Source organism: Microbacterium sp. PF5, from assembly GCF_004794315.1.
Taxonomy (GTDB): Bacteria; Actinomycetota; Actinomycetes; order Actinomycetales; family Microbacteriaceae; genus Microbacterium; species Microbacterium sufflavum.
In genome coordinates this window covers 1-12,877 of sequence record NZ_SSDQ01000054.1, presented here as the reverse complement: position 1 = coordinate 12,877, position 12,877 = coordinate 1, and the positions used below count along the sequence as shown (strand labels likewise).

At 71.9% G+C, this 12,877-nt stretch carries 11 protein-coding genes and 1 pseudogene; 5 read left to right on the top strand and 7 right to left on the bottom strand.

Features of this window, described 5'->3' with window-relative positions:
* The first annotated feature begins 4 nt into the window (after window positions 1-4).
* From DW297_RS03250 to DW297_RS03240, 4 genes are all read left to right on the top strand, one after another.
* Complete coding sequence (locus DW297_RS03250) at window positions 5-994, top strand: malate dehydrogenase (protein ID WP_136029322.1); 990 nt, start codon at window positions 5-7, stop codon at window positions 992-994.
* A 97-nt stretch (window positions 995-1,091) separates the two neighbouring features.
* A complete protein-coding gene (locus tag DW297_RS03245; RefSeq protein WP_136029320.1) occupies window positions 1,092-3,380 on the top strand; it encodes a hypothetical protein in 2,289 nt (762 codons plus the stop codon).
* On the top strand, window positions 3,380-3,553 hold the full coding sequence (locus tag DW297_RS18750; protein WP_168442782.1) for a hypothetical protein: 174 nt from the start codon (window positions 3,380-3,382) through the stop codon (window positions 3,551-3,553). Before DW297_RS03245 ends, DW297_RS18750 begins: the two co-directional genes overlap by 1 nt.
* A complete protein-coding gene (locus DW297_RS03240) occupies window positions 3,553-3,834 on the top strand; it encodes a hypothetical protein (protein ID WP_136029318.1) in 282 nt (93 codons plus the stop codon). The genes DW297_RS18750 and DW297_RS03240 overlap by 1 nt, the downstream gene beginning before the upstream one ends.
* A gap of 18 nt (window positions 3,835-3,852) precedes the next feature.
* Here the strand turns inward: DW297_RS03240 and DW297_RS03235 are convergent, their stop codons facing one another.
* The gene (locus DW297_RS03235; protein ID WP_136029316.1) at window positions 3,853-4,419 is read right to left on the bottom strand and encodes a hypothetical protein; all 567 of its coding nucleotides are present in this window, start codon (window positions 4,417-4,419) and stop codon (window positions 3,853-3,855) included.
* Between the two features lie 113 nt (window positions 4,420-4,532).
* Between DW297_RS03235 and DW297_RS03230 the strand changes: the two genes are divergently transcribed.
* Window positions 4,533-5,009, top strand: coding sequence for a recombinase family protein (locus DW297_RS03230; protein WP_136029314.1), 477 nt, complete (start codon window positions 4,533-4,535; stop codon window positions 5,007-5,009).
* Window positions 5,010-5,125: 116 nt separating this feature from the next.
* Here the strand turns inward: DW297_RS03230 and DW297_RS03225 are convergent, their stop codons facing one another.
* The 6 genes and pseudogenes from DW297_RS03225 to DW297_RS18745 form a co-directional block, all read right to left on the bottom strand.
* Window positions 5,126-5,518: a hypothetical protein gene (locus tag DW297_RS03225; RefSeq protein WP_136029312.1), complete on the bottom strand. Its 393-nt coding sequence runs from the start codon at window positions 5,516-5,518 to the stop codon at window positions 5,126-5,128.
* 239 nt (window positions 5,519-5,757) lie between these two features.
* The gene (locus DW297_RS03220; protein ID WP_017204355.1) at window positions 5,758-6,054 is read right to left on the bottom strand and encodes a WXG100 family type VII secretion target; all 297 of its coding nucleotides are present in this window, start codon (window positions 6,052-6,054) and stop codon (window positions 5,758-5,760) included.
* A gap of 98 nt (window positions 6,055-6,152) precedes the next feature.
* Window positions 6,153-7,118, bottom strand: coding sequence for an intradiol ring-cleavage dioxygenase (locus DW297_RS03215; protein WP_136029310.1), 966 nt, complete (start codon window positions 7,116-7,118; stop codon window positions 6,153-6,155).
* Window positions 7,119-7,222: 104 nt separating this feature from the next.
* The gene (locus tag DW297_RS03210) at window positions 7,223-11,695 is read right to left on the bottom strand and encodes an FtsK/SpoIIIE domain-containing protein (protein ID WP_136029307.1); all 4,473 of its coding nucleotides are present in this window, start codon (window positions 11,693-11,695) and stop codon (window positions 7,223-7,225) included.
* A complete protein-coding gene (locus DW297_RS03205) occupies window positions 11,692-12,408 on the bottom strand; it encodes a hypothetical protein (RefSeq protein WP_372490605.1) in 717 nt (238 codons plus the stop codon). Before DW297_RS03205 ends, DW297_RS03210 begins: the two co-directional genes overlap by 4 nt.
* Window positions 12,409-12,413: 5 nt before the next feature.
* A pseudogene (locus tag DW297_RS18745) lies at window positions 12,414-12,877 on the bottom strand (serine/threonine-protein kinase); the annotation flags it as partial.

Here is a 12,877-nt window from a genome sequence, read left to right as displayed (position 1 = left end):
GGTCATGACCACGACGATCACCATCACGGGCGCGGGCGGACAGATCGGCTACGCGCTGCTGTTCCGCATCGCGGCGGGCGACCTCCTGGGTACGGACGAGCGGGTGCGGCTGCGGCTCCTGGAGATCCCGCAGGGCCTCGGCGCTGCGGAGGGAGCCGCCCTCGAACTGCAGGACGGCGCGTTCGACCTGCTCGAGCACGTGGAGGTGACGGACGACGCGGCGGTCGGGTTCGACGGCTGCGACCTCGCGCTGCTCGTCGGCGCGCGCCCCCGCGGCCCCGGCATGGAGCGCGGCGACCTGCTGGCGGCGAACGGCGGCATCTTCGGCCCGCAGGGAGCGGCCATCGCCGCGAACGCCTCGCCGGACGTGCGGGTCACGGTGGTGGGCAACCCCGCCAACACCAACGCGCTGATCGCCGCGGCGGCCGCGGACGGGGTGCCGGCCGAACGCTTCACGGCGCTCACCCGGCTCGACGAGAACCGGGCGAGGGCGCAGCTCGCACAGACCCTCGGCACGCCCGTGCGCACGGTCCGGCGCGTGCCGATCTGGGGCAACCACTCGGCCACGCAGTTCCCCGACGTGTCGCACGCGACGGTCGGCGGGGAACCGGTGCAGGAGGCGCTGGCGCAGATCGTCGGGGACGTGCCGACCTGGCTGGAGCAGACGTTCATCCCGCGGGTCGCGAAGCGCGGTGCGGAGATCATCGAGGTGCGCGGCTCCTCCTCCGTGGCCTCCGCGGCGAGCGCGACCATCGACCACGTGCGCGACTGGGTGCGCGGCACCGACGACTGGACCTCCGCCGCGGTGGTGTCGCACGGCGAGTATGGCGTGCCGGAGGGGCTCGTGTCGTCGTTCCCCGTGCGGTCGGTCGACGGCGAATGGCGGATCGTCGAGGGTCTGGAGCTGAGCGACTGGGCGCGGCGCCGGATCGACGCCTCGGTCGCCGAGCTGCAGGAGGAGCGCGAGGCGGTGCGGGCGCTCGGGCTGCTCTGACGGCCCTGGGGCGCATGGGGAGTTCTGCCCATCGCCGCGTTCGTGCCGCCCCGGTAGATTTGCTGCGGACGGGACACCGTCGAGGAGGGGCGACGACATGGCACAGTGGGACGATCTGCATCCGGGGCGCGGGGTCACGAGCGCGGTGAACGACGCGGCGACGCGCGTGAGCAACCGCAGCACCGGGACCGAGACGGTGCGCTCGGCGCTGGCGAACGCCGCGACGAGCACCACCGACGAGGTGTGGGCGGGTGACGCCGGTGCGGCCTTCCGGACCTCGCTCACCAAGCCGCAGAACCTGTGCACCGAGCTGACCACCGAGTTCGCGGCCGTGCAGTCGGCGCTCACGGCCTACGCCGCCGAGGTCGACCGCATCCGCGCCGCGACCGCCGCCGCCCACCAGGCGTATGCGAACGGCTATGCGACGTGGAAGGCCGCCGAGGCCGAGGAGAGCCCGTTCCCGCTCTCGACCTACACGTTCAACGCCCCCAGCCCCACGCTGCAGCCGGGCCTGTGGGTGCCGAGCGGCACCACCGCGGGCCTCGCCGACATGCGGCAGGCCGCGAACCAGCTCAAGGCCCTCGCCACGCAGCGCGAGACCGCCGACAGCACCCTGGTGGCCGCTCTCGCCCCGCCGGCCTCTCCGCGCTGGGACGCCATGCAGTCGGCGCTGAGCTTCGCGGGCATCGACGACATCGACGACCTGAACTACGACAACCTCGGCGACGCGTTCGCGAACGTGGCGGACGAGATCGCCGAGGGCGACATCACCGACGAGAACCTGCAGGCGATGCAGGACTTCTTCGACGTGTGGGGCGACGACACGTTCGTCATGTCGCAGTTCTTCCTGGAGGTCGGCGGCGAGAACACCGTCTCGATGATCGACAACCTCGGCGACGCCGTCATGGTGGACGGCCTTGCCGGTGCGACGGCGCTCGCCCTGGCGACGTCGATCCGCGGCGGCCTGTCGACCGGATCCCAGATCTGGATGGAGTCGACGTCGAAGGACTTCGCCGAGAGCATGCTCACCGGCGCCTCGTCGAGCGTCGGCGGCGCGGTCGCCGCGATCGGCTTCCTGTTCTCCGACGAGAAGAACCACCCGCTCGGGGTGAACCTCACGGTGGCGATGGCCGACGAGATCGATCGCATCGAGCGCGACCCCGCCAGCATGCTCTACGGGGGCTGGACCGACTTCTCCCCGAACGCGGGCGGCCGCACCCTGGCGTTCCTGGAGGGCGAGCAGACCGGACTCGACGGCAACCGCGTCGACGATCTGGCCGGGCGCATCTTCTCGACCCTCGGCACCTACCCCGACGCGGCCCTCGACTGGCTCACCTCCACCGAGAACGACCCGTTCGGCGACGGCGACCTCGGCGACGGCCGCATCGAGTACTGGTTCGGTGAGCGCGACTGGAGCGCGAACTCGTCCGGCGACGGCTTCGAAGGGCCCGGAGCTCTGTGGGCCGGCGCGCAGCAGGCCGCGGGAGGCCCGGCCGATGCGACCCACACGTACAACCCCGAGACGTGGCAGCGCGTGGCGGAACTCACCACCCAGGTCGTGCGCGAGCTCACCGGCAACGAATCGTTCCTGCCGGAGAACCTCACGAGCATCGGCCAGGTGCGCGTCGCCGAGGGCATCTCGGTCGCGATGCCCTACTTCTCCGAGGCCATCAGCGAGAGCGACCCGGCCGCGGGAACCCGTCCGTACTTCGAGAACCTGCTGATCGGGACGGACGACCCGCGCGCGATCCCCGATGTCACGCAGGCGCAGCTCGCGCAGCTCCTCGGCACGGCCGCCTGGAGCGACGGGGAGACGCCGTCCGCCGGCGCCGCGGTCATCGCCCAGTCGGTGCAGCAGTACCAGGACGCGCTCATCGCGATCGCCGACCTGGCGCCCGCCGACAGCGCCTTCAAGGCCGACGCCCTGGAGCGTGTCGTGGAGCTGCAGGGCTGGCTCGACGGCTCCCCGGCCGGAGCCGCCCTCGGCGAGGCGACCCGTCACGACGAAGCGGTCCAGGCCGCGATCGACGGAGTGGGCACCGTGGTCGGCCTGATCCCGATCCCGGCCGTGGGCGACGTTCTCGTGGCCGGCGGGAGCGTGGTGATCGATGTGGCGCAGAGCGCCGTGATCGGCGGCGTCTCCGACTGGGGCTCCGGACAGGCGACGGCGGCGTGGGCGAACTCGCACGAGGCGCTGCTGGAGGCTCAGGCCGACGCGGCGAACGGCCGCGAGATCGCGACCATGGAGACCATCGAGCAGATGCTCGTGGACCTGGGAATGACCGAGGGCCTCTCGGCGGGACAGGTCGACGACCTCGCCCGCGAGATGTTCGCCGACTACCAGCGCGGCGTCGAGGCCAACACCTCGTGGGCGGAGGGCACCTGATGCGGCGGTCCGGCGGCTGGGCGCTCATCCTGATCGGCGGGATCGCGCTCGTCGGCTGCACGCCCGCCGCAGCCGCTCCGCGCGCGGTCTCCGCGGAGCCGTCGGCACCCTCCGGCGACCCCCGACCCGACCCCACCGAGACCTACTCCCCCGACGATGTGAAGGTGCCGTGATGACCGATCTCCAGTTCGACTCCGAAGCCGTCGGCGCGACCGGCGGCACGCTGCAGAGCACCGCCTGGGCCATGAGCCTCGACGTGGACCTCGCACTCGGCGCGTGCGGCAGCTCCGCCGTCTCCGCGGCCGCCGACACCTGGGCGATGTGGGCCAAGGGCACGCTGCTGCAGCTGCAGAGCATGACCGCCGGTGCGGGCGTGGTCGCCCGCGATGCCGCGACCGCGTTCGAGACGCAGGAGGCCGAGATCACCAGTGCCGCGAACGGCGGCACCCCGTAACCTGCGGGGCGCGTTCGCTCAGCGCCAGCGGATCGCCTGATCCGCGTCACCGCCGCTGGAGGTCCACAGCTCCTGCAGTCCGGTCTTCCACTCGTCCGCGACACCCGCCGACTCGGCGCTCGCCGTGAGCTCCACGACCTGGTCGTCGTTCCGCGTCACCTTCAGCTCGACGCTGCTCACGGGAGCATCGGCGGCGGTGACGCCGTCCCAGCCGGCGAGGGACGCGAGGAACGCCGCCTGCTGGTCGAACCCGTCCGCGGCGATCGCGCCGAGGCCCCAGTCACCGGTCCACGAGCTCTCGCCCTGTCCGTAGAACCAGACGGCGACGGAGGTGTAGTCCTCGGCGTCGTCCTGCGCGAGCACGAGATCGCGCACGCCCTGCAGCACCTCCGCGGAGTCGTCCTCGGACAGCCCCGGTTCGGTCGCGACCACGACCTCGACGCTGTCCACGCGCGCGGTGTCCACGCCGTCGATGCCCTCCAGTTCGGCCGCGAGGTCGCCGCGCCGCTCGTCCTCCGATGGGGCGCATCCGGCCAGCAGGAGGAGCGAGGCGGACGCGAGAAGGACAGCGGTGAGGCGACGCATGACCCCTATTCTGGTCGGGCTCCCGCCACGGGTGCAAAACCGGACGCCCGGCGGGCGCCCGCAGGGCACAGATCCGGTCGCGGACAGGGCACAATGGAGGACGGAGGTGCGCGATGAGCGAGACGATCGAACCCACGACGGCGGCATCCGTCGACGAGGCCCTGACGAGCCCGCTGCATCTGCCGCACGCGGCCGCCGAGTGCCCCAAGTGCTTCACCGAGCTGCAGGCGAACCGCAACTTCTGGCTCGCCCGGCCCGATGGCTCCCGCCTGGTCGGCCTCGTCGTCTCCCGCGACGACATGCCCTCGGTCGTGGAGCAGCGCGCCGACCTCACCCGCTTCGGCGTGCCCATCGAGGGCTTCCGCCATCCGGCCCCGGACATCCTGGAGAGCTGGAGCGACCGGATCGCCCGTCTCATCGGCACCCTGCACGCCGGTGACGTGCTGGTCGTCGCGACGATCGCCGCGCTCGGCCGCGACAGCGAGGAGGGCGCCCGCACGGTCGCCGAGCTGCGCCGCCACGGCATCATCGTGAAGGTGCTCAACCACAACGCCCGGCATCTGGCCGACGCGGCCGCGGCCCTCCGCTGAGCAGACCTCGACCCCTGGACGTCCGGACGTCCAGGGGTCGAACTCTGCGCGGTGGGGGTCGCCGACGCGGTCAGGAACTCGTGCTCACCGCTGCGCGACCGAAACGCGACGAGCGTTCAGCGCCACCACGACGAGAACAGGCTGTTGCCCCACGAGGAGACCTGCTGCGGCGAGTATCCCGAGTTCTGCACGCTGGGCGCTCCGGCCCAGGAGTTGCCCTGCAGCACGTTCTGCACGACGTCGTTCGACGCCCACCAGTTCGACGATCCGTTGGGCTGACCCCACCCGTCGCCGTAGGAGCTGCCGTAGCCGTAGCCGCCGTCGTACCCCTGGCCCCAGCTGTACGTGTTGCCGGAGCCGAAGTCGTAGCCTCCGTAGCCGTCATCGGCCGAGGCGGGAGCCGCGAACGCGATCCCGCAGGCGACCGCGACGGCTCCCGACGCCACCGCCAGCTTTCCCCAGCGCGCGAACCGCCGTCCCTTGCCGTTGCTCTTCATCGTCGTCTCCATGATCTCTTCCTTTCCCGCTGCGGGCAGGATGAAGCCTCGAAACGATGATGCTTTCCGAAACGCCAGCCCCCCGTCAGCGTGTTTCGGAAGTCACGGTAGGCACGGGTCATGCGCATGGCAATATGCCGACGCGGGTGACGCGGAGCGTGCCGCATCCGTCCTCGTGCGGGGTCGGGGACAGCGCCCGGAGACGCAGAAGAGGGGATGCCGGATCGGCATCCCCTCTTCTCGCTGAGGCGTTACTGGCGGATCTGCGCCGCGAGCTGCTCGTCGGTCGACTGCAGCGACTGGGCCGCCACGTCGAGGAAGCGGGCCATGCCCTCGATGCCCGCGATGGTCGCGGTGGCACCCTGGTTGAACTGCGCGTACGAGGCGTCGAACGCACCCGAGGCGGACGTGGTCACGAAGCCGCCCGAGACGAGCTGCGACACGTAGGCGCGCAGGTTCTTGAGCTGGGTCTCGATGTCCTGCTGGCCCGTGCGGAGACGGCCAGCAGCGTCCTTCATGTCGGCGTAGCTGACTTTGAGGTTCGTCATTGGTGTTACCTTCCGGTCGCCCCGGCCGGTGCCGGAGGTGTTCTTGTTCTTCGAGAGTAACGAAGGGCACCCGCCACGCAAATGGGGAGAAGTCCCCATCAGCTCCCCGGCGGTCGCCCACCCGCGCCGGGACCACCCTGCGGGGCGCTGCCGGCGCTCGGGGTCGTCGTGGTGTCGACGCCCACCATGAGCGATGCGCGGTAACCGGTGCCGGTGTCGCCGGCGATGCTCGCGAGCTGCAGGGCACCGCCGTCATCGCCGAACACCATGTCGGCGTCGAGCGAGGTCTGCGCGAGGTTCCCGGCCGAGCCGTCGTAGACCGGCAGCGCGTACACGGCCGTGCACGCGGCTTCGGGCAGCGCCAGCTGCGAGGTCGCGATGGCAGCCGTCGAGTCGGTGATCGCGGAGACGTCGGGGTACACCTCGAAGTGGATGTGCGGCCACCGTCCCGAGTAGCAGCCGGGGAAGATCGACGTGAAGGAGACACGGCCGTCCGCATCCGCGACCTGCACGCCGCGGAGGTAGGTCACGTCCTCCAGACCCGAGGAGTACATCGAGTACTCCCCCTGCGCCGTGCAGTGCCACGCGTACACGGCGACCCCGGCGAAGGGCACCCCGCCGTTCGCGAGGTCGAGCACCGTGAGCTCGAACGTCAGCGGCACCCCCTCGGCCGTCGCGCCCCCGTCGATGCTCGAGCGGATGTCGCGCCGGACGATCCCGGACTCCTCCAGCACGTCGGGGCCGTTCGAGCCGTCGCCCGGATAGGGGCCGGCCGTCTCGTCGGGGATCTCGCCGTCCACGCCCGTCGTCGCGGTGCCGTCGCTCCCCGGGTCGGCGGTGGGTGCGGCGGTCGTGCCGGCTCCGGACGACAGCGGCGCGCAGGCCGCGAGCGCCGCGGACGCAGCCCCCAGTCCCACCAGCCCGAGCACGCCGCGCCGGCTGAACAGCGTGCCCAGGTCGAACGCGGCCCCCTGATCGACGACCTCTTCGTCGGTACGCGGCAGCAGTCGCCCCTCGTAGGCGGGGCCCCGCGGTGTGGGCGTGGGTTCGGGACTCGGGCTCATGGCGGCTCCTTCGGGGGCGTCGGGAGTCACCATGGTGCCCGCCCCGATGATCAGGAGCCTCTCGCGGGGCTATGGCTTTCGTATGGGCGGCGAAGGGCCGCCGGTCAGACGGTCTCGGGAATCACGAGCGGGAACTGCACCCGCACGATCTTGCCGCGCTGCGCCAGCACCGCCCGGCCGACCGGGAACTCGCCGCGGCCGATGCGGGGCAGCGGCGCCTTGAGCACGAGCTCGCCGTCGATCGTCTCCGGCTGGAGCACCACACCGCGCCGCGCCTGCTTGATCTCGCCGAGCAGCCCGAAGTTGCTGGTCCACTCGCTCGTGTCGCCCGTGAACAGCAGCAGCAGCTCGCCGCGCGTCGCGCGCTTGACCAGGTCGGACAGCGGCATCTCGAGCAGCGACGACGCGAACTCCGCGACGCCCTCCACCGCCACGACCGGCTTCAGGCCCTGCTCGGCCTTCTCCACGATCTCGGCCACGGCCGCGGTGCCGCTGATGCCGTCCGCCGCCGTCGCGGTCCACGACACCGCGTGGCGCGCCGGGGAGCGGGTCGACCCGAGGAACAGCGTCGGCGTGCCCGGTCGCGCCCGCAGCACCTGCTGCGTGATCGCGGCCAGCGCGTTGCTCTTGCCGCTCGCGGGCGGACCGGCGATCACGAACGTGCCGGTCGGCTCGATGCCGAACGGACCGAGGTCGCTGTCCGCCAGACCCACCACGAGCTGGTCGCCGACCGTCGCCGGCACCTCCTCCAGCCCGTAGCTGAGCGGCAGCGCACGCACCGGCGGCGCGTCGGGCACGCCGCGGCGCGACATCGACGCGGCCATCCGCTCGATCGCCAGCGACTGCTCCTTCATGCTGCGCGTACCGCCGATGATCGCGATCTGCGCCTCGTTCTCGCCCACGATCGCACGCCCCGGCACCGATTCCGGCGTGAGCACGTCCTTGGGCACGTTGAGGATGTTGTACGCGTCGGTATCGGCCATGCGCAGCACCACGCGGCGCTGGATCATCGCGTTCAGAGCGCTCGGGATGCTCTGGAACCGGTCGGCCGACAGCACCACGTGGATGCCGACCGCACGGCCGTCGGACAGCACCTCCTGCAGCGCGTTGTACGTGTCGGTGCGGCCGATCACGGCCTCGTAGTCGTTGCGGAACGCCGCGAACCCGTCGATCAGCACCACGATGCGCGGCTCATCGCTCTTGCCCGACAGCTGCCGGTACTCGGTGAGCGTCGCCGCGCCCACCGCCGAATACGCGTCGCCGCGGCGGTCGAGCTCCTGACGCAGCGTCGCGAACAGCCGGGCGACCCGCTCGGCGTCGTCGCCCGAGATGACCGAACCCACGTGGGGCAGGGGCTCCAGCATGCGCAGCGCGCCCGAGCCGAAGTCGAGACCGTACACGTGCACGGGTCCGCCGCGCGGCGTGATGCCCGCCGACACCGCGAGCGTGCGCAGGGCCGCCGACTTGCCGGAGCCGCTGGTGCCGTAGATGACCATGTGGCCCTCGGTGTCGGGCAGGAAGTGGAACGGCACCTGCTCCTGACGCTCGGGCTCGTCGATCACGCCGAGCAGCAGGGCCGCATCGGTGCGCTGCGGCAGCTTGAGCTGGTCGAACGTCGGCGCCAGCTCGTCGAGCCACGGACGCCGCGGCTGGGCGACCTGCGCGGCCTGCGCGGCGAGCACCATCGTGCTCACCAGACGCTGCTGGTCGTTCGGGCCGAGGTCGTCGTCGACCACGACCGCGTTCTCGTCGATCGGCAGCTCCCACGGGCCCTGGTCCGTCGAGCCGAACGCGGCGATGGAGACGTCGGTGCCGTCGTCCTCCCCCAGGCTCCAGCCGCCCGAGTACGCCGACTGGAACAGCGTCATGCGGCCGGGACCCGTCTTCGCGATGCCGCGGCCGGGCGTGCCCGGATCGAACAGCGCCGCGTCCTTCGTGCCGATCACGTCGTTGCTGTCGGTCTCGTCGGCCATGCGCAGCGCGACCCGGAGGTTCGTGTTCGCCCGCAGGTTGTCCTTGATGACACCGGCCGGACGCTGCGTGGCCATGATGAGGTGGATGCCGAGGGAGCGACCGCGCTGGGCGATGTCGATCACGCCGTCGACGAACTCCGGCACCTCCTTCGCCAGCGCCGCGAACTCGTCGATCACGAGCACCAGGGCGGGCGGGGCCTGCGGGTCGCCCGCGCGCTCCAGCTCCAGGATGTCCTTCGCCTTCTTGCGGTTGAACAGGTGCTCCCGGTAGTGCAGCTCGGCGCGGAGGCTGACCAGCACGCGGCGCACCAGGTGCTCGTTCAGGTCGGTCACGATGCCCACGCAGTGCGGCAGGCTCACGCAATCCGCGAACGCCGAGCCGCCCTTGTAGTCCACGAAGAGGAACGTCAGGCGCTCCGGGCTGTACTCGGTCGCCATGCCGAGCACCCAGGCCTGCAGGAACTCGCTCTTGCCGGAACCGGTGGTCCCGCCCACGAGCGCGTGCGGGCCCTGCTGCCGGAGGTCGAGCTGCAGGGCGCCCTCCGCCCCCGCGCCGACCAGGGCGCGCAGCTTCGGCTGGTACCGGCGCGCGGAGCCGACCTTGCGCCGGGAGTGCAGCGAGTCGTTCTGCGTCCACCGGTCGATCACGCTCTCCGGCTGCGTGGCCATGTCGCGGCCGAGCAGGTGCAGCATCGAGATCGTGCGCGGCACGTCGCTGCGGTCCAGGGCGACCTCGCCCGCGTCGGTCAGACGCGCCAGAGCGCGCGCGAACACCGCGAACTGCTCCCGCGTGAGCTCGTCGACGGACAGGTCGTCGATCACCTCGCCGAGCCGGACGAAGTGCGCGCTGTCGGTCGACCCGAGCTCGACGAACGTGCGGCACGACGCGGGCAGGGCGGCCGCGTCCTCCGTGAGCCAGACCGGGAAGATGCCGCGGGTGGCCGCACGCTCGGACAGCTGGATCAGGCGGCCGCGGTCGACCGGGGCGTCCGGGGCGATCAGCACGACGATCGCGGGCTTGGGCACCGCGTCATGACGGCTGCGGGAGTCCTCGCCGACCTTCGAGCCGCTGTTCGTCGCGGCCTTCTCGGCCTCCAGCGCCCCGAGCTCCACCGCGTCGCCGCTGCGGGTCGAGCGCTGCGCGATCAGCTCCTCCAGGCGCGCGACGATCTGTCCAGCGGAGGTGGGACCGTCGCCGATCGGCTGCACACCCAGCACGGCCTGCGCCGACCACGCGTGCGGCAGCCACTTCGCATCGGCCAGCTGAGCGCCCCAGCGCGGACCCCACAGGCCCACCACCCCGACATCGGCGGGTGCGTGCAGCCCCGCGAGCTGCGCGAGCAGGGCCCTGGCGTATCCGGTCGAGCGGCCGCCGAGGCCCGCGATGCCGAGCGCGCCGACGTCGGTCAGGTCCTCCAGGATCGGCACCTGCGGCACGATCCTGGTCGCCTCGACGACCGCGTCCAGGCGGTCGACGTACTCCGGGATCGCGCGGTCGCGGCCGTTGGAGTCCTTCACCGAGCTGCGCGAGGCGGTGTCGCCGATCCCGAGTCGCACGTGCAGGAACGACCAGTGCTCGGTGCGGCGCGTCCACACCAGCGGACCGGCGGTGAGCGCGGCGTCGCTGATCTCGCGCAGCAGCGGCACCTCGCGGCGGCGCACGTCGATCTCCCGGTCGCGCTCGCTCTGCAGCCGCGCGTCCAGGCGCTCCAGCTGCTCCTCGAAGCGCTTCTTGTCCTCTTCCAGCTCGCGCTTCTGCTGGTTCTTCGTGGTGAGCCACGTGCCGATCATCAGCAGCGGCGACAGCGCCACGAACATGATCGACAGCAGGTTCTGCGTGAACGCGTACATCGCGCCGCCCATGAGCAGCGGGGCGACGAGCGTCAGCAGCGGGAACGGCTGCTTGCGGGCGGGCACGGGGAGGTCGGTGCCGTCGAGCTCCTCGCCCAGGTACCGCTCCTCGACGCGCGGCGAGCGCACGAACTCGACCTGGCGGATGGAGGCCTCCGCGGGCGACGGCGTCGTGGCACCCGCCTCGACCTTGACGCGCACGGGGGTGTCGCCCAGCACGACCGACAGCTCGCCCTCCGCCGCCACCAGGCGCACGACCGAGGCGCCGTCGACGAGGATGCCGTTCGCGGAGTTCAGGTCGATCAGCTCGACGCGGTCGCCGATCTCCAGTCGCGCGTGCTTCTTCGACACCAGCGGATCGTCGATCACCACGTCGCACGACTCGTCGCGACCGAGCACGATCGTGCCGCGGGTCAGCGCGATCGAGCGCGCACCCGGGCCCGCACCGACCTCCATGCGGCCGACCACGGGACGCTGCTCGTACGACGCGGGGACCACACGGACCGTGGCGCCGTGCGCCAGTCCGACGTGCGCGAACGTGGACTCCGGCGCGAGCAGGTCGCCCGCCCCCGACACCACCGAGCTGTACGCCTCCAGGGTCACGGCGGTCGGGTCGGCGTGCGCGAAGGAGCCCAGCGGATCGGCGCGCACGATCATCGCGGCGATCTCGCCGATCGTCGCCGTGCTCTCCGCCGTGACCTCGATGTCGCTGGATGCCGCGCCCTGACGCAGCAGGGTCAGCCGTACCTTCACTCGTTGTCTCCCTCTGCCTCGCTCGGCTGCGGGGCGTCCAGCAGCGGGAGGTCGTCCTTCGTGACGAGACGCGACGCGATCACGTGCTCCACCAGACGCGCACGGCGGTTGGTCGCGAAGCTGCGCTGACCGCCGCGCATGCCGGGCACGCCGACGCGGTCGAACTTGTCGCACACGTTGTCGAGCTTGCGGTTGAACCGCGTGACCGTCCACCCGAGCCGCTCGGCCGCCTTGGCCGACGACGGGATCTCGCTCATGCCCGTGCCGTCGCGACGCAGCTGCGGCTCGGCGAGCGCCAGGATCAGCAGCTTCTGGCTCAGCGTGAGCGGCACGTCGCCGATCGTGGACATGCCGTCGTCGTCGTAGTCGCGCTTGGTGGCGCGGAACGCGGGCTCCGCGGCGTGCAGCACCAGCTCGTACGTGGTCGGTCCCGCGCTGAAGACCACCGTGGTGGTCTCGAACACGAGCGGCAGCCGCGCCCCCGGCGCGAGCCACGCCTGCACACCGCCGGCCGAGTCGGTGACGGTGGCGGTGAGGCGGGTGCCGATGTTCGTCAGCCACCACAGGCCGTCGCCCTCGCTGATCTCCAGGAAGTGCCGGTGCAGGAACAGGTTGTCGTCGAGGGCCAGGTCGCCCTCGCGCCCGACCACGAATCGGTTCCCGTGGTCGATCGGGTAGTACTCGCCCGCGAACTCGACCGTGACCCCCGCCACCGCGCTCACTCCACGCACCCCGTCACGGGCTCGGACGCCCTGCCGTCGCCGCGGCGCAGCATGACCTCGATGCACACCTCGCCGGCCGACGCCGGGGCGAACGTGACGGTCGGCTCCGCCACCTGCTTCACGGCTCCGTCGGCCGCGCTGCCGGTCTCGGTCCAGATGAAGCTGTCGTCCTCCTGCGGGTCGGGGTTCTGCCACGTGAACGTGACCTGCTCCCCGGCCCGGGTGCCCGCGAGCTCGGTGACCTTGGGCACCGCGTCGGACACCGGGTCCTGCGGGTCGACCGCGGACTCGGTGCTCTCCGGCGCCGGGTCGGGCGTGAGCCCGGACACCAGCACGTTGAGACCTACGATGCCGCCGACGACCACGACCACCGCGGCCGCAGCGAGCCCGATCCACAGCCCGCGGCGCGACCGCGGGGCGGACGGCTCCGCGTCGGCCGGGGCCTGGACGGCCGGAGCGA

What these genes read in the sequence shown, in the direction of transcription:
- DW297_RS03240 (WP_136029318.1), top strand. Translation starts at nt 3,553, where the DNA reads ATGACCGATCTCCAGTTCGACTCCGAAGCCGTCGGCGCGACCGGCGGC.
- DW297_RS03230 (WP_136029314.1), top strand. Translation starts at nt 4,533, where the DNA reads ATGAGCGAGACGATCGAACCCACGACGGCGGCATCCGTCGACGAGGCC.
- DW297_RS03220 (WP_017204355.1), bottom strand. Translation starts at nt 6,054, where the DNA reads ATGACGAACCTCAAAGTCAGCTACGCCGACATGAAGGACGCTGCTGGC.
- DW297_RS03245 (WP_136029320.1), top strand. Translation starts at nt 1,092, where the DNA reads ATGGCACAGTGGGACGATCTGCATCCGGGGCGCGGGGTCACGAGCGCG.
- DW297_RS03225 (WP_136029312.1), bottom strand. Translation starts at nt 5,518, where the DNA reads ATGGAGACGACGATGAAGAGCAACGGCAAGGGACGGCGGTTCGCGCGC.
- DW297_RS18750 (WP_168442782.1), top strand. Translation starts at nt 3,380, where the DNA reads ATGCGGCGGTCCGGCGGCTGGGCGCTCATCCTGATCGGCGGGATCGCG.
- DW297_RS03215 (WP_136029310.1), bottom strand. Translation starts at nt 7,118, where the DNA reads ATGAGCCCGAGTCCCGAACCCACGCCCACACCGCGGGGCCCCGCCTAC.
- DW297_RS03235 (WP_136029316.1), bottom strand. Translation starts at nt 4,419, where the DNA reads ATGCGTCGCCTCACCGCTGTCCTTCTCGCGTCCGCCTCGCTCCTCCTG.
- DW297_RS03250 (WP_136029322.1), top strand. Translation starts at nt 5, where the DNA reads ATGACCACGACGATCACCATCACGGGCGCGGGCGGACAGATCGGCTAC.